13 protein-coding genes, 2 tRNA genes and 2 rRNA genes (1 of these 17 running past the window's edge) are annotated in these 16,653 nt (G+C 64.4%); 16 read left to right on the plus strand and 1 reads right to left on the minus strand.

Annotated features, from left to right (window positions below; genetic code table 11):
* The 4 genes from AC3WLD_RS11865 to AC3WLD_RS11880 all read left to right on the plus strand — a co-directional run.
* A tRNA-Ala gene (locus AC3WLD_RS11865) sits at positions 1–2 on the plus strand; it begins 74 nt to the left of the window's first position.
* A gap of 274 nt (positions 3–276) precedes the next feature.
* Positions 277–3,068, plus strand: a 23S ribosomal RNA gene (locus tag AC3WLD_RS11870).
* A 120-nt stretch (positions 3,069–3,188) separates the two neighbouring features.
* Positions 3,189–3,303 (plus strand): 5S ribosomal RNA (gene rrf / locus AC3WLD_RS11875).
* A 134-nt stretch (positions 3,304–3,437) separates the two neighbouring features.
* Positions 3,438–3,514, plus strand: a tRNA-Met gene (locus AC3WLD_RS11880).
* Between the two features lie 45 nt (positions 3,515–3,559).
* Here AC3WLD_RS11880 and AC3WLD_RS11885 read toward each other — a convergent pair.
* Positions 3,560–4,465, minus strand: a complete 906-nt coding sequence (locus AC3WLD_RS11885) for a glutathione S-transferase family protein (RefSeq protein WP_492557170.1) — start codon at positions 4,463–4,465, stop codon at positions 3,560–3,562.
* Positions 4,466–4,587: 122 nt separating this feature from the next.
* Here AC3WLD_RS11885 and AC3WLD_RS11890 point away from each other — a divergent pair, with 122 nt between their 5' ends.
* The 12 genes from AC3WLD_RS11890 to AC3WLD_RS11945 all read left to right on the plus strand — a co-directional run bounded on the left by AC3WLD_RS11890 (position 4,588) and on the right by AC3WLD_RS11945 (position 16,649).
* A complete protein-coding gene (locus tag AC3WLD_RS11890; RefSeq protein ID WP_492557171.1) occupies positions 4,588–5,022 on the plus strand; it encodes an RrF2 family transcriptional regulator in 435 nt (144 codons plus the stop codon).
* Between the two features lie 121 nt (positions 5,023–5,143).
* Positions 5,144–5,887 (plus strand): outer membrane protein assembly factor BamD, encoded by a 744-nt coding sequence (locus tag AC3WLD_RS11895; protein WP_492557172.1) that lies wholly within the window; start codon positions 5,144–5,146, stop codon positions 5,885–5,887.
* 160 nt (positions 5,888–6,047) lie between these two features.
* Positions 6,048–6,221 (plus strand): YezD family protein, encoded by a 174-nt coding sequence (locus AC3WLD_RS11900; protein ID WP_492557173.1) that lies wholly within the window; start codon positions 6,048–6,050, stop codon positions 6,219–6,221.
* 101 nt (positions 6,222–6,322) lie between these two features.
* Positions 6,323–8,845: a TonB-dependent receptor gene (locus AC3WLD_RS11905; RefSeq protein WP_492557174.1), complete on the plus strand. Its 2,523-nt coding sequence runs from the start codon at positions 6,323–6,325 to the stop codon at positions 8,843–8,845.
* A gap of 154 nt (positions 8,846–8,999) precedes the next feature.
* Entirely contained in the window at positions 9,000–9,197 is a 198-nt protein-coding gene (locus AC3WLD_RS11910) for a hypothetical protein (RefSeq protein ID WP_492557175.1), read from the plus strand.
* 32 nt (positions 9,198–9,229) lie between these two features.
* Positions 9,230–10,909, plus strand: coding sequence for a DNA repair protein RecN (gene recN / locus AC3WLD_RS11915; RefSeq protein WP_492557176.1), 1,680 nt, complete (start codon positions 9,230–9,232; stop codon positions 10,907–10,909).
* Positions 10,910–11,061: 152 nt separating this feature from the next.
* Complete coding sequence (locus AC3WLD_RS11920; RefSeq protein WP_492557177.1) at positions 11,062–12,171, plus strand: tetratricopeptide repeat protein; 1,110 nt, start codon at positions 11,062–11,064, stop codon at positions 12,169–12,171.
* A gap of 73 nt (positions 12,172–12,244) precedes the next feature.
* Positions 12,245–12,631 (plus strand): putative quinol monooxygenase, encoded by a 387-nt coding sequence (locus tag AC3WLD_RS11925; RefSeq protein WP_492557178.1) that lies wholly within the window; start codon positions 12,245–12,247, stop codon positions 12,629–12,631.
* The gene (locus AC3WLD_RS11930; RefSeq protein ID WP_492557179.1) at positions 12,628–13,314 is read left to right on the plus strand and encodes a GNAT family N-acetyltransferase; all 687 of its coding nucleotides are present in this window, start codon (positions 12,628–12,630) and stop codon (positions 13,312–13,314) included. Before AC3WLD_RS11925 ends, AC3WLD_RS11930 begins: the two co-directional genes overlap by 4 nt.
* A 10-nt stretch (positions 13,315–13,324) precedes the next feature.
* Positions 13,325–15,397, plus strand: coding sequence for an NAD-dependent DNA ligase LigA (gene ligA, locus AC3WLD_RS11935; RefSeq protein ID WP_492557180.1), 2,073 nt, complete (start codon positions 13,325–13,327; stop codon positions 15,395–15,397).
* Positions 15,394–15,885 carry a CinA family protein gene (locus AC3WLD_RS11940; RefSeq protein WP_492557181.1) on the plus strand — a complete coding sequence of 164 codons (492 nt, stop codon included), beginning with the start codon at positions 15,394–15,396 and terminating at the stop codon, positions 15,883–15,885. The genes ligA and AC3WLD_RS11940 overlap by 4 nt, the downstream gene beginning before the upstream one ends.
* A 62-nt stretch (positions 15,886–15,947) precedes the next feature.
* Positions 15,948–16,649 carry a class I SAM-dependent methyltransferase gene (locus AC3WLD_RS11945; RefSeq protein ID WP_492557182.1) on the plus strand — a complete coding sequence of 234 codons (702 nt, stop codon included), beginning with the start codon at positions 15,948–15,950 and terminating at the stop codon, positions 16,647–16,649.
* Positions 16,650–16,653 lie beyond the last annotated feature (4 nt).

The raw sequence follows: 16,653 nt of genomic DNA on the forward strand, positions 1-16,653 counted from the left end.
CAGGTTTGCCACGGCCCTGCGGCTTGCCGCGATGGGCTGCACCAAAACTTCTCCAGAGATGAAGACACGATATCCGGCTTCGGCCGGTAATGCGGGATCTGCCCGCGCTTCTTTGACATTGTGAATGGGTTTTTAATCGATGCCGTGGCGCATCGTGCGTGGTGACGAACTGCGTGCGTATGCGGCACTTACAGATGTTAAGTCTGGCTGAGATTATCGTCCGCACCTATTACAGCGCAGCCATTATGCAGGGCTGTCGTTGATGGTGTGGATTCTCAAGCGTGAGGTAAGAGCATTTGGTGGATGCCTTGGCATGTACAGGCGATGAAGGACGTGGCACGCTGCGATAAGCGTCGGGGAGTTGTGAGCAAACTTTGATCCGGCGATTTCCGAATGGGGAAACCCACCTTCACCATTTCATTCGATGTGCGGTTCGCCGCAGGTTGAGTGAGGTGGATAAGGTATCACCGAGTTGAATAAAATAGACTTGGTGAAGCGAACCCGGGGAACTGAAACATCTCAGTACCTGGAGGAAAAGACATCAACCGAGATTCCGTTAGTAGTGGCGAGCGAACGCGGACCAGGCCAGTGCCTTCTCTTCAACTAGCAGAACACTTTGGAAAGAGTGGCCATAGCGGGTGACAGCCCCGTATGCGAAAGTGATGGAGAAGGACTCGAGTAGGGCGGGACACGTGTAATCCTGTCTGAACATGGGGGGACCACCCTCCAAGCCTAAATACTCGTACATGACCGATAGCGAACACAGTACCGTGAGGGAAAGGTGAAAAGCACCCCGATGAGGGGAGTGAAACAGTACCTGAAACCGAATGCTTACAAGCAGTGGGAGCTCCATAGGGAGTGACCGCGTACCTCTTGCATAATGGGTCAGTGACTTAGTTTATCGAGCAAGCTTAAGCCGTTAGGTGTAGGCGTAGCGAAAGCGAGTCTGAATAGGGCGACTGAGTTCGATGAATTAGACCCGAAACCCGGCGATCTAGGCATGACCAGGTTGAAGGTGCGGTAACACGCACTGGAGGACCGAACCGTTTAATGTTGAAAAATTATCGGATGAGTTGTGTTTAGGGGTGAAAGGCCAATCAAGCCGGGAAATAGCTGGTTCTCCGCGAAATCTATTGAGGTAGAGCGTCGAATATTTGCCGTTGGGGGTAGAGCACTGGATGGATGCGGGGGTCGCGAGATCTACCAATTCTAACCAAACTCCGAATACCAACGAGTCTAGTTCGGCAGACAGACGGCGGGTGCTAAGGTCCGTCGTCAAAAGGGAAACAGCCCTAACCTACAGCTAAGGTCCCCAAGTCATCACTAAGTGGGAAAGCATGTGGGAATCCCAAAACAACCAGGAGGTTGGCTTAGAAGCAGCCATCCTTTAAAGAAAGCGTAACAGCTCACTGGTCTAAATAAGGGTTCCTGCGGCGAAGATGTATCGGGGCTAAAGTGATGCACCGAAGCTTAGGGTTCAGTCTTTGACTGAGCGGTAGCGGAGCGTTCCGTAGGCTGATGAAGCGATCTGGTAATGGGTCGTGGAGGTATCGGAAGTGCGAATGCTGACATGAGTAGCGACAAAGAGGGTGAGATGCCCTCTCGCCGAAAGACCAAGGGTTCCTGCTTAAAGCTAATCTGAGCAGGGTGAGCCGGCCCCTAAGACGAGCCCGAAGGGGGTAGTCGATGGGAACCACGTTAATATTCGTGGGCCTGGTGGTGTGTGACGGATTGCGTGTGTTGTCTGGCCTTATCGGATTGGTCAGGCTTCGAAGCAGTTCCAGGAAATAGCCCCACCGTATAGACCGTACCCGAAACCGACACAGGTGGTCTGGTAGAGTATACCAAGGCGCTTGAGAGAAGTATCCTGAAGGAACTCGGCAAATTGCCTCCGTACCTTCGGAAGAAGGAGGCCCTCATCTTGCGCAAGCAGGTTGAGGGGGCACAGGCCAGGGGGTAGCGACTGTTTAGCAAAAACACAGGACTCTGCTAAGTCGGCTTCAAGACGACGTATAGGGTCTGACGCCTGCCCGGTGCTCGAAGGTTAAGAGGAGGAGTGCAAGCTCCGAATTGAAGCCCGAGTAAACGGCGGCCGTAACTATAACGGTCCTAAGGTAGCGAAATTCCTTGTCGGGTAAGTTCCGACCTGCACGAATGGCGTAACGACTTCCCCACTGTCTCCAGGATATGCTCAGCGAAATTGAATTCTCCGTGAAGATGCGGAGTACCCGCGGTTAGACGGAAAGACCCCGTGCACCTTTACTGCAGCTTCAGAGTGGCATTAGGAAAGAATTGTGTAGCATAGGTGGGAGGCTTTGAAGCACCGGCGCCAGCTGGTGTGGAGCCATAGGTGAAATACCACCCTGTTGTTTTCTGATGTCTAACCCAGGACCGTTAGCCGGTTCGGGGACCCTCTGTGGCGGGTAGTTTGACTGGGGCGGTCGCCTCCTAAAGAGTAACGGAGGCGCGCGATGGTAGGCTCAGGCCGGTTGGAAACCGGCTGTTAGAGTGCAATGGCATAAGCCTGCCTGACTGCGAGACTGACGAGTCGAGCAGAGACGAAAGTCGGTCATAGTGATCCGGTGGTCCCTCGTGGAAGGGCCATCGCTCAACGGATAAAAGGTACGCCGGGGATAACAGGCTGATGATTCCCAAGAGCTCATATCGACGGAATCGTTTGGCACCTCGATGTCGGCTCATCACATCCTGGGGCTGGAGCAGGTCCCAAGGGTTTGGCTGTTCGCCAATTAAAGTGGTACGTGAGCTGGGTTCAGAACGTCGCGAGACAGTTTGGTCCCTATCTGCCGTGGGCGTCGATACTTGAGAGGAGTTGCCCCTAGTACGAGAGGACCGGGGTGAACATGCCTCTGGTGTACCTGTCATCGTGCCAACGGTGCAGCAGGGTAGCTATGCATGGACGGGATAACCGCTGAAAGCATCTAAGCGGGAAGCCTCCCTCAAGATAAGGTATCATCGAGTCGTGATAGACCATCACGTTGATAGGCCGGGTGTAGAAGTGCGGTAACGTATGGAGCTAACCGGTCCTAATAACTCTGTTCATGCTTGAGAGTCCCACCATCAATGACAGCCCTGCGGGGTTGGCGTTGAGGGGCGGTATTCCGGCCGGACAAACGACGCCTGATAAAGTTGCATCGATTAAAAACCCGTGATTTGCGCTGGCTCCATTGCTTGGTGGCCATAGCGTCTGTGACCCACCCGATCCCATCTCGAACTCGGCCGTGAAACCAGACAGCGCCGATGGTACTAACGCTCAAGCGTTGGAAGAGTAGGTCGTCGCCAGGCATTGCAGCTGGCGCAAATCGCGGAATGACCCATTCACATGTTACACAAGGCCGCTGCCGGATCACTCCGCGCGGCGGCTTTTGTGTCTTTGGAGCTGGAAGAGCTCCCGGAAGCTTCGCTTCCGATCTTGGTGACGCGGGGTGGAGCAGCCCGGTAGCTCGTCAGGCTCATAACCTGAAGGTCGTAGGTTCAAATCCTACCCCCGCAACCACGAAAAGGCCCCGCTTTTGCGGGGCCTTTTTCGTTTGTGCGTCGCTCAAGCCGGCGTCACGGCATATCCGATCCGCGGAAAGTGGACCGCGGTGGGGCCGAGGGACGGGTTGCTCCGGAGAAGGCTGACCCGGTTTGCTTCCATGCCAATAAGCTGGCCGACAACCGGATCGCGCCCGTAATCGGCCGCGGAGACGGCGACAGTCCTGCCGATAAGCGGGTGTTCGCCGCCCACGGCCTGATCGGGCTGTTTGTCTCTGGCGATTACGAGCGCTTCTTCGCGGGACATTTCCCGGCGCGTGCCATGCCCGAGGCTGGCGACGCGGTCCATCCACGCTTCCAGCCTCTGGTACGCGGCGAAGGCGCTCGCGGCCGGTGGGTAATGCGCCTTGACGAACCAGAGGTTGTAATAGGCCGCCGCGTCGGCCGCCCCCGGCTCCCCTCCGCCGAGGAACAGGCGGCCATCCTCCAGTTGCCGATCGATCAGCCCGGCATGTGCCTGCAGTTGCTCGCGCATATAGGGGATGGCGGCCTGCATCGCGCCGGTATCGAACGGGCGACCGGAAAGGGCTTCGCGGTCCTTGATGAAGGCCGGATCGACCTTGTCGCCGAGGCCACCGAATATCACTGCCACCGCGGCCTGGAAGAATTCCCGGTCACTCCAATACTGGAGCGCAGTGGCCAGGCCGGTGACGCCTCCGGGGAAGAGGCTGGGGCCGGGCAGGCGCCGCTCGATTTCCTCGACGATGAGCACGCTGTCGCAATAGATGTCCGCGCCGATCTGCATGACCGGGATCCGGCGATATCCCCCGGTCAGCGGCACGAGATCGGGCTTGGGCATGATGACCGGCTGGTCCACCGCGAACCATTCCGCGTTCTTGATGCCGAGGCAGATGCGCACCTTTTCCGAGAACGGCGAGCTGTCGTACTGATGGAGGATGATAGGCGGCATCGGCTGCTCCATTTTCTTATACCGGGGCGTATGATGCGCGCCCTGTGCCGCGATGCAAGCGGGATTGCTGCAATTCCACCGCTGCGGTTGACTTTATGATGCCCGAGGCGTTTCTGGCGGCAATGCTTTCCCAGAAGACGCGTTACACTATCCGTGCGCTGCAGCACCTCGCCGACAATTTCGGCCAAGGGCCGGTGCGGCTGGATGCGATCGCTGAGGCGCAGAACATTCCGCGGAAGTTTCTCACCGTCATCCTGTCCGAGCTTGCCCGCGAGGGAATCGTCAATTCACTGCGTGGGCGCGAGGGCGGCTATGAACTGGCGCTCCCGCCGATAGACATTCGCTACGGCGACATCATTCGCCTCACGCGCGGCAGCCTCGCGCTGGTGCCATGCGCGGCGCGCAATGCGCACGAGAAATGCGTCAATTGCCTGCCAGAGGCCGAGTGCCGCCTGCGCGGCCTGATGCTGTCGCTGCGCGACGAGATGGCGGCGATGCTGGACCGGGTCACGCTGGCGGATCCGATCGAGGTCGAGCCGCCGTTCGTGGAAGAATAGCGCACCCCCGCAACTTCACTTGGCGTTCATCCCGGCGCTGGCTATAGGATCGCCCATGATGTCCATCGTGCCAGGCAGCAGAGCGCTGCGGATCGCCGTTCTTGCCACTGCCGCCGGGGCCATGGCACTCACCGCCGGGTGCGCGGGCGGGCGCGGGCCGAAGAGGGATACGGCCTACGTCGCGCGTGACGTCGACACGCTTTATGCGGCCGCCAAGGACCGGCTCGACCGGGGGCAGGCCAAGCAGGCTGCCGCGCTGTTCGACGAGGTCGAGCGCCAGCACCCCTACTCACCGTGGGCCCGCCGTGCGCAGCTGATGAGCGCGTTCAGCTATTACGTCTCGCGCGACTACACCAAGTCGATCCAGGCCTCGCAGCGGTTCCTCTCGATTCACCCCGGCAACAAGGACGCGCCTTACGCGTACTACCTGATCGGGCTCTGCTATTACGAGCAGATCAGCGACGTCACCCGCGACCAGAAGACCACCGATCAGGCGCTGCGGGCGCTGACCGAATTGGTGCGCCGCTATCCCAACAGCGACTACGCCGCCGATGCGCGGTTGAAGATCGACCTTGTCAACGATCACCTCGCCGGCAAGGAGATGGAGATCGGGCGGTTCTACGAGCGCAGCGGCAAGTGGCTTGCGGCGGCGCTGCGCTTCCGGACGGTCGTCGACAAGTACCAGACCACGAGCCATGCGCCCGAGGCGCTCTACCGCCTGGTCGAGACCTACCTGTCGCTCGGTATCCCGGAAGAGGCCCAGAAGGCCGCCGCCGTGCTCGGAGCGAACTATCCGGGCAGCGAGTGGTACCAGAAGGCCTACGGGCTGATGAACGACAAGGCGCCCGGCACCACCGCGAGCTGATCGCCCGACTCGATTCCGATCGACCGAAAGGCCCCGCTTCGGCGGGGCCTTTTGCGTTTCGGTCCGGCGCTTGAAAGTTGCGCTTGGCCGCATCGAAGTGCTTCTACTATTGTCTATCGAAGAGGTAGAGATATAGCGGCGCTCGTCGAGGAGGCAGCAGATGACCACCAGAAACGGAACCACCGGCAGCCCGCCCAAGGCGGATACAGCCCGTGACCCGCTCGAAACCGTGGCCGAAGCGCTCGGCCGCATTCGCTATGGCGCGATCCAGTTGACCGTCCACGATGGACGGCTCGTCCAGGTCGACGTCACCGAGCGTCGCCGCTTCACCTGAGCGGGGCAAACTGACCCGCCGGCCAATGCCGGCAACCTGATCACCCGTTGCAGACCGGACCACCGGATGCGGCCAATTCCCTTTTTTCCAAGGATTTGGGCATGCATTCGTTCGTCCGCACTTCGCTTTTCGCCGTCGCCGTCGCGACCACCACCCCGGCATGGGCAGCCGATCCCGTCATCAACGCGGCGGTTGCAGACGAACCGTCTGCCGACCCTGCCGCGGCTGGGGACGCACCGGCCACCGAGCCTGCCGCGGTGGCAGAAGACGAGGATCTCTCGCGCGGTGAGGTAATCATCGTCTCCGCGCGCCGCCGCCAGGAAGCGGCGCAAGCCGTGCCGCTGGCGATTTCCGTGGTGAAGGGGGATTCGATCGAGGCGACCGGCAACTTCAACGTGGTCAAGCTGCAGCAGCTGGCGCCGACGCTGCAGGTCTACACTTCCAATCCGCGCAACACCTCGGTCAACATCCGCGGGCTCGGCGTGCCGTTCGGGCTGACCAGCGACGGCTTCGAGCAGGGCGTCGGCATCTATGTCGACGACGTGTATAACAGCCGCGTGGCGGCCGCGACGTTCGACTTCCTCGACGTCAGCCAGGTCGAGGTGCTGCGCGGGCCGCAGGGCACGCTGTACGGCAAGAACACCACGGCCGGCGCAATCAACATCACCACCAACCAGCCGACTTTCGACTTCGAGGGACGAGCCGAGCTGACCATCGGCAACCTCGGTTACCGGCAGGCCAAGGCGGCAGTCTCGGGCCCGCTGACAGACACGGTCGCGGTCCGCATCGCCGCGGCATCGACCACCCGGCGCGGCACGCTCTACAATGTCGCCTCGCGGCGCTGGATCAATGAACAGGACAACCTCGGCCTGCGGGGCACGCTCCTGTTCAAGCCGAACGACGATCTCTCCGTCACCCTTTCGGGCGATTACAGCCAGCAGGACCCCTACGGCTTTGGCACCGCGTTCGTCCGCGTCGGCAAGACCCAGCGTGCGCTGAACCGCCAGTACGACGCCCTGGTTGCCGCGCTCAACGCTGCAACCCCGGGGCGCAATTACGCCGTGCCAAGCCGCAACGTCTATGACCGCCTGACCGATATCGACGCGCCGCTCCAGGCCGGCAACAAGATCGGCGGCGCCTCACTGCGCGTGAACTGGAAGCTGGGTGCGGGCGAACTGACCTCGATCACCGCGTGGCGGTTCTGGGACTGGAAGCCGCAGAACGACCGCGACTTCACCGGCCTGTCGATCGTCTCGAAGTCGCAGAATCCGTCTCAGCAGGACCAGTACAGCCAGGAGTTCCGCTACAACTATTCGGGCGACAAGGTCGACTTCGTGGCCGGTCTGTTCGGGTTCAAGCAGCGCATCGACACGCAAGGGACCGAGCAGCAGGGCGTGGACGCAAGCCGCTGGAGCCTCTCCGGCGCGCTCGCAGCCAATCCTGCGGTGCTGGCCGGACTGACCGCCAGCAACGTCCAGTATCTCAAGAGCGACAGCGCCGCGCTTTACGGGCAGGTCAGCTACAAATTGACGCCGGAACTGACCATCCAGCCGGGGGCACGCATCAACTACGACAAGAAGGAAGGCTTCTACAGCCGCGTCGTTACCGACGGGGCCGGCAATCCGGTGGTGTGCAACCCGGTCCCGGCCGCCGGCTCGGTCCTCGCCGCGCAGTGCGGCGTGTACCAGCCGCAGAGCACCGCGCCTTCGATCAGCGACTGGAATTTCAGCTACGATATCAACGTCAACTACAAGATCGCGCCCGACATCCTCGCCTATGCGACGTACGCCAAAAGCTTCAAGACCGTCGGCATCAACCAGAACGGGCTGCCGCTCAACAGCGCGACCAACCTGCCCGACCTGTCCGCGGGGACGGTGAAACCCGAATCGGTCAACCATTTCGAGGTGGGGCTCAAGACCCAGTTCCGGAACCGCCGGGCGACCTTCAACCTCACCGCATTCCGCACCGAGATCAGGAACTTCCAGGCCACCGTCAACGGCGGCCAGTTCGGGACGGTGCGCGGCTATCTCGCCAACGCCGACAAGGTGCGTTCGCAAGGCATCGAGGCGGATTTCAAGATTGTCGCCAGCGATCGCTTCACCGCTTATGCCAACGCGGCTTACACCGACGCCAAGTACGTGAAGTTTACCAATGCACCGTGCCCGCCGGAGCTGTCGGGTGGCACGCTGCAGCCGATCGGCGCGACGCCGGACTACTCGAACGCCGGGGTGCCGGGCACGCTGAGCCCGCGCCAGTGCGACATTTCCGGCCAGCAGCTGCCGGGCGTGTCGAAGTGGGCGTTCTCCTATGGCGCGGAATACAACCTGCCGGCCACGCTGCTCGGCAAGGACGGGCAGGTCTACCTCGGGGTCGATGGCAGCTACCGTTCGAAGTGGAACTCCAACGCATCGCCTTCGATCTATACCGTGGTCGACGGCTATGCGCTGACCAACTTCCGGCTCGGCTTCCGCGGCGAGGGGGTGAACGTCTTCGCCTGGGTCCGCAACGCCTTCGACGTCAACTACATCGAACTGCTCCAGGTCGCACCCGGCAACGTTGGCTTGATTGCCGGCACGCCGGGCGACGAGCGGACCTTCGGCGGTACGATCAAGGTCGAATTCTGAATTTCCCGCGACGGGCGGGACGTCCGATAAGGCGTCCCGCCCCATCCGGCCGATTACGACCTGTCCCTACGTAATGTTACTGCTATACAAGGTGTCCAAAGAACGACTCGGGGGAGAGCTTTGAAAGGCATCTCGTGGGACCCGGAGTGTCGTGATGCCAAGTTTTCTGAAGTTGTGCTGGCTGAACCGCCACGAGCCCGACCGCCGCGATGCGTGGTGGGACGGGGGGCAGTTCGTTTCCCGTTGCACCCATTGCGAGAAGCCGATTCGGCGGGTGAAGCACCGCGTCTGGGTCCATGACCAGCGCCAGCATCGCCTTGCTCCGCCGGTGATGCACCCCCCGGTGACGTAGCCGCGAAGAGGCGCTAGGGTCGTCGGCAAGCCATGCTGACCACCCTCTCCATCCGCAACGTCGTCCTGATCGAGGCGCTCGACCTGTCGTTCGGACCGGGGCTCGGCGTGCTGACCGGCGAGACCGGGGCCGGCAAGTCGATCCTCCTTGATGCGCTGGGCCTGGTGCTGGGCGACCGCGCCGACAGCGGGCTGGTCCGCGCCGGGGAGGACCAGGCCAGCGTGACCGCCACCTTCGAATTCGATCGCCTGCCGGATGGCATCCGCCGCATGCTGGGCGAGGCGGAACTCGATGTCGAACCGGGCGAGCCGCTGATCATCAAGCGCCGCCTGCGCGCTGGCAACGAGCAGTCGGGGGGCGGCAGCAAGGCCTTCGTCAATGACCAGCCGGTCGGCGTGGCGCTGCTGCGCGAGATGGCGCGGTTCCTAGTCGAACTGCACGGCCAGCACGACGACCGCGGGCTCGTCAATCCGCGCGGGCACCGCGACCTGCTCGACCGCTACGCCGGGACCGACCGCGCCGCGCTGGAAGCGGCCTGGGGCAGCTGGAAAAAGGCCGGCGACGCGCTCGCCGAAGCGAGGGCGCGGATTGCCCGCGACAGCGCGGACCAGGACCTCCTGCTCGCGCACCTTGCCGAGCTCAACGATCTCCAGCCGGTGATCGGGGAGGAAGAAGACCTCGCCCGCCAGCGCGCGGCGATGCAGAAGGGCGAGCGCCTGACCGGAGATCTCGAGGAGCTGCGCCGGCTGTGGGCCGGATCCGACAGCGCGCTGGCCTCGCTGCGCGGTGCGGCGCGGCGGCTTGACCGGATTGCCCAGGAACACCCGCTGCTGGCCGAGGCGCTCGAAGCGCTCGACCGCGCGGTGATCGAGGCGAGCGAGGCCGAAGACCGCATCGCCCGTGCGGCCGAGGCGCTGGCCCATGATCCCGACAAGCTGGACCGCATCGAAACCCGCCTGTTCGAGCTGCGCGCAGCGGCCCGCAAGCACGGCTGCCAGGTCGACGATCTTCCGCACAGGATGCACGAGATGCGCGCCGCGCTCGACGCCATCGAACACGGCGAAGAAGCGGTCGCGGCGCTGGAGAAGGCGGCACGGGTCGCGGGCGATGCTTTTCGGGCCGAGGCGGAGCGGGTTTCCGGCGAACGCACCAGGGCCGCGGCCAAGCTCGACCAGGCGGTCGCGGCGGAACTCGCCCCGCTCAAGCTTGATGCGGCGCGGTTCCGCACGCAGGTGGCGACCCTGCCCGAAGACCGCTGGGGCCCGCACGGCGCGGACGCGGTCGAGTTCCTGATCGCCACGAACCCCGGCGCGGACTTCGCCCCGCTCAACAAGATCGCGTCCGGCGGCGAGCTTTCGCGCTTCATCCTCGCGCTCAAGGTCGCGCTGGCCGAGCAGGGCGGCGCGGCGACGGTGATCTTCGACGAGATCGACCGCGGCGTCGGCGGCGCGGTGGCGAGCGCAATCGGTGAGCGGCTCGCGCGGCTGGCGGCGGGCGGCCAGCTCCTTGCCGTCACCCACTCGCCCCAGGTCGCGGCGCGCGGGGACGCCCACTACATGATCGCCAAGTCGAGTGAGGGGACCGTCACCCGCACCGGCGTGGCCCTGCTCGATGCGGCCGGGCGGCAGGAGGAAATCGCCCGGATGCTCTCCGGCGCCGAAATCACCGCCGAGGCGCGGGCGCAGGCCGACCGCCTGCTGGAGCGGGTGTGAGCAGGGCGGCGTTTTGGGGGGCTTGCCTTCTCGGTGGGCTTTTCCTGACAAGCCCTGCCGCTGCGAAATTCTCGACCACGGAGTCCGACATCGCCGGTCCTTGCCGTGTCGCCGGGACAAGCTTGATAAGCGAGGTTCCTCCCGCTGACTGCTTGGAAGCAATCGGGGCGGCGAAGGACGATCGCGCACGCGCCGTACTCTATTTTGCGTGGGCCTATTCGCTGAACGAGGCAGGCAAGGGCATCGCTGCAATCCCTTACCTCGACAAGGCCATCGCCGCGGTGCCGGACTTCGTGACTGCATGGCACGAGCGGGGCTATACCAACAATGATCTTGGCTTCTACGAAAAGGGGCTCGCCGACCTGACCACAGCCGTGGCGCTTGCTCCGGACGAGGTCCGGATTTGGCAGGAGCGTTCGTTTTCCTACCACCGCCTCGCCCGGTTCAGCGAAGAGCTGGCCGACATTGACCGCGTGATCGCGATGGCGGGCAACACGCCGGCGCGTTCGTCCGATCGCGCATCCGCTCTGGCCTGGCTGGGCCGGTATGAGGAAGCCGCTCTCGAGCTGTCCGGCTTCGACAGTTCGCGCTATGATGAGGGGGCCTGCCAGTTGGCTGCCAGCATTGCCCGCCGGCAGGCATTTCAGGGCGGGCCTGAAACCTTTTCGGCCTGCACGCTGGAGAATCTTGCAGTGCTTTCAGAGGGGTCAAGCATGGTCGACGCTTGTTCCTGGGCTTTTGATCACGAGCCCGAACCTTCGAAGCGCGGAGAGTTCCTCACTGTGCGGGCTTCTGCGCGGATCGTAGCCGAAAACAGAATGGCTGCCGGGATGGACGATTACGCCATGGCGGCTGCGATAGATCCGGAGAATCCGCAGCGCCACGTCAATTATGGTTTCAGCCTGATTTCGGCGCGGCACAGCTGGGCTGCACGTAACGAATTTGCCCGGGCCTTGGCCAGTCCCTCGCTCGACTTGAATACACGGGCTTATGCACTCGGGGGAAGGGCGCTGGCGAACTACAACCTGGCCGACAAGGATGCCGCCATCGCGGACGCGAAAGCTTCGGTCGAGGTCAAGCCTAACCCTCCTGCGCTTGATCTATTGGGAACCATCGCCCTGGAAAATGGCGACGAGGCGGCGGCGCGAGCATTCTGGCTGGCCGAATGGCGACTTGGGCACGGCGGTGAAAACCTGCGTGGCAATCTCGCCAAAGTGGGCGTTGTCGATCCAGACAATTGGCCGCAGGAGAATGCGAAGTGATCGCCTTGACGCAATCCGGCGCCGAAATCACCGCCGAGGCGCGGGCGCAGGCCGACCGCCTGCTGGAGCGGGCGTGAATCTCCATCGTCGCGAATTCATCGGTGCCGCTGCTGCGGCGCTGCTCCTTACTGCCTGCAGGACACCCATGGACGAGATCGAGACGGACAAGCTCTACGGCGTCATCGGCCAGATGCGCGCAACCCCGGGCCAGCGCGAGGCGCTGATCGCGATCCTGCTCGAGGGGACGGGCGAGATGCCGGGGAACCTTGCCTACACGATCTTCCGCGACCTCGGCGATGCCGACGCGATCTGGATTACCGAGGTCTGGACCAGCGTAGAGGCGCACAAGGCCAGCCTCTCGCTGCCATCAGTGCAGGCCGCCATCGCCAAGGGGCGGCCGATCATCGCCGGTTTCGGCGCGCGGGCGGAGGTCGAGCCGGTGGCGGGGAGCCGGCATTGAACCTCTCGCCGCTCGACCGGCCGGTGTGGAACAGCCTGACCGGGCGGCAGCGGCATCTTGCGATTGATGGCGGCGCGGCGGTGCGGATCGCGCCGGGCTGCGGGCCGTTTGTCGCGGCGCGCGATGCCTCGGAGGCGGCGCAGTGCGACCTTGCCAAGCTGGTGGCGGCGCACGGGCCCTGCGCGCCGATCGAAGCGGAACCGTGGCCCGCGCCGCCGGGGTGTCACGTGGCGGAAGAGCTCGAACTGCTCCAGATGATCGCGGACGGCGGCATCGTATCGGGGCCGAGCGTTGCCGACATCGCCCCGCTCGGGGAGGGCGACATTGCCGATATGGCGGCGCTGGCCGCGCTGACCGAGCCGGGGCCATGGGAAGCGCGGACGCACGAGATCGGCCCGTTCCTGGGTGTGCGGCGCGAAGGACGGTTGATCGCCATGACCGGCGAGCGGATGCTCCCCGGACCCGGTTTCGCCGAGGTCAGCGCCGTCTGCACCCATCCCGACGCACGCGGGGAGGGTCTGGCGGCGGCGCTGGTGCGGGCGGTCGCGGCGCGGATGGCGGCGCGCGGCGAGGTGCCGTTCCTCCATGTCCTGTCGAGCAACCACGGCGCGATCCGGGTCTATGAGGCTTTGGGCTTCCGCAGGCGCAGGATGATGGTGGCAACGATCCTCGTCGCCGATTAGGAACGCAGACATGACCACCGCCATGTCCGAAGCCGATGCCGCCAACGAACTGATGCGGCTGGCGAAGCAGATCGCCCACCACAACCGCCTCTACCACGCCGACGACGCGCCGGAGATTTCCGACGCCGAATACGATGCGCTGGTCCGCCGCAATGCCGAGCTCGAGGCCGCGTTCCCCCACCTGGTCCGCCCCGACAGCCCGAGTGCGGCGGTCGGCCACGAGGTTGCTGCCTCGCCGCTGTCGAAGGTCACGCACGAGGTGCGGATGATGAGCCTCGACAACGCCTTCTCGGACGAGGAGGTGGCCGACTTCGTGGCGCGGGTCCGGCGGTTCCTCAACCTGCCTGCCGAGGCCGAAGTGGCGATGACCGCCGAGGACAAGATCGACGGCCTGTCGTGCTCGCTGCGCTACGAGCAGGGCCGCCTGGTTCGCGCCGCCACCCGCGGAGACGGGCAGGTGGGAGAGGATGTCACCGCCAACGTGGCGCACATTTCCGACATTCCGCAGGTCCTGCACGGCGACGGGCTGTTCGATGTGCCGGAGGTTTTCGAGATCCGTGGCGAGGTCTACATGGCCAAGGCGGATTTCCTCGCGCTCAATGCGGCGCAGGAAGCGAACGGCGGCAAGATCTTTGCCAACCCGAGGAACGCCGCCGCCGGCTCGCTCCGCCAGAAAGATGCCAGCGTCACCGCCAGCCGCCCGTTGCGCTTCCTCGCCCACGGCTGGGGCGCGGCGAGCGCGGTTCCGGCGCAGACCCAGTTCGAGATGATGCAGAAGATCGCCGGATGGGGCGTGCCGGTCTCGCCGCTGCTGGTGCGCTGCAGCTCGGTCGAGGCGATGACCGGGCACTATGCGAGCATCGGGGCGCAGCGGGCGGCGCTGCCCTATGACATCGACGGCGTGGTCTACAAGGTCGACCGGCTCGATTGGCAGGAGCGGCTGGGTTTCGTCGCCAAGGCCCCGCGCTGGGGCCTGGCCCACAAGTTCCCGGCTGAGCGCGCCGAGACGGTGCTCGAGGCGATCGACATCCAGGTCGGCCGCACCGGCAAGCTGACTCCGGTCGGGCGGCTGCGGCCGGTGCTGGTCGGCGGAGTCACGGTCACCAACGTCACGCTCCACAACCGCGACGAGATCGGGCGACTGGGGCTGCGGGTGGGGGACAGGATTGTGCTCCAGCGCGCCGGCGACGTGATCCCGCAGGTCGTGGACAACCTCACCCGGGACGAGACGCGCGATCCCTATCATTTCCCTGACCATTGCCCGGAATGCCAGTCCGAAGCCGTCGCCGAGGAAGGCGAGGTCGACGTGCGCTGCACCGGCGGGCTGATCTGCCCGGCGCAGCGGACCGAGCGGCTCAGACACTTCGTCAGCCGCGCTGCGCTGGACATCGAGGGGCTGGGCGAGAAGACCATCGCCGAATTCTTCGCGCTCGGCTGGCTGGAAAGCCCGGCGGACATCTTCCGCCTGAAGGCGCGCCGGAGCGAGATCGTCGGGCGCGAGGGGTGGAAGGACAAGTCGGTCGACAACCTCCTCGCCGCGATCGAGGCGAAGCGCAAGCCCGACGCGGCGCGGCTGCTGTTCGGGCTGGGGATCCGCCACGTGGGTGCGGTGACGGCGCGCGACCTGATGAAGCGGTTTGCCACCCTTCCGACGCTGCGTGCGGCTGCCGAGCGGGCGCATGGCGGAGATGCCGAGGCCGCCGCCGAACTCACCTCCATCGAAGGTGTCGGCCCCGTCGTGGTCGAGGCGCTGGGCGATTTCTTCCACGAACCGCACAACCTCGCGGTGTGGGATGACCTGCTATCCGAAGTCAGCCCGCCCCCTTACGTGGTTGAAACCAAGGACAGCGAGGTCGCGGGCAAGACGGTGGTCTTCACCGGCAAGCTCGAAACCATGAGCCGCGATGAGGCGAAGGCCCAGGCCGAGGCGCTGGGCGCACGCGCCGCGGGTTCGGTTTCGGCAAAGACCGACCTTGTCGTGGCAGGGCCGGGGGCCGGATCGAAGCTCAAGCAGGCCGCGGCGCTCGGAATTCCGGTGATCGACGAGGCGGCTTGGGCCGAAATCGTGAGAAACGCCGGATGATCGAGCCGCTTCACCCGATCGCGCTCGAAATTGCCGAAGCACTGAAAGGGCGCGGCGAAAGGGTCGCGGTGATTGACGGCGCAACCGGCGGGCTGGTTTCGGCGGCGCTGCTGACCGTGCCAGGCGCGCTGCAGTTCTATGTCGGCGGCGGCGTGCTCTATTCGCTGAAGGCGCGCGAGATCCTGCTGGGCCGCCCGCGCGAGGCGTGGCGCGGCATGCGCTCGGCGACCGAGGAATACGCGCTCGCCCAGGCGCATGCCATCCGCGAGCATTTCGGGGCCGAATGGGGCCTCGCCGAAACCGGCTCGGCCGGCGCGAGCGTCCACCCGATGGGCGTCGCGAGCGGGCGCAGCTGTATTGCAGTGGTCGGACCAGAGATCGAGCGCGTGCTCGTCACCGAAACCGGCAGCGATGCCCGGATCGCCAACATGGAGGCTTTCGCGCTCGCAGCGCTCGGCCTCCTGCGCGATTGCACGACGATGCCCTAGAGCACAACGTCACGCTAACTTTCGGCTATCCTAAGATAGGATGATGCCGTAAAGGAAAGCGGATGGGGCTCGGACAACTGCCTATCGTCGGACCTGTGGCGCAGGGCGCACGTGCGGTGGCTCACCGCGCGGGCGACGTGCTGGCCGCTGGCGCCGGCCCGCTCGACCCGGCCCTGTGGCGGGCCGAACTGTCGATCGATCACCGCGTCCGCGCCCGCCGCTTCATTGCCGAGCATGTGCCCAAGCATGGCCGAGGCGTCGAGATCGGGGTGTTTACCGGGCTGTTCTCGGCCATGCTCCTCGAAGTCGCGCAACCCCGCGAGGCGTGGTTCGTCGACGTGTGGTGGGACGAATTCGGCCCGATCTATCCGGACTGGGGCGCCTATACCGCGTGGGGCACGCTTTCGACGCGGACTGCCTTCAACGCCGCCCGCCGCCGGATCGCCAGGGCCGGGCGGGATTGTGTGTGCCACGTGGTGATCGACCGGTCGGAGAGCTTCCTGGCCATGTTCCCGCCGGCGATGCTCGACTGGGCCTATCTCGATTCGGGGCACGACCTTGAAGGCACGCGGGACGAGCTCGCGCTGCTGGCCTCCCGGCTCAGGCCCGGCGGGGTATTGATCGGCGACGACTGGGACGAGAATCCCGCCAGTCCGCATCACGGCGTCTACGTCGCGGTACAGGAAGCGATCGCTGCCGGACGCTTTGAGCTGATCGGCAGCTACGGCTGGAAGCAGTTCGCCTTGCGCGCCACCGGGGCCTGACCGC

The sequence above is a fragment of the Novosphingobium sp. FW305-C-111 genome (assembly GCF_058783565.1).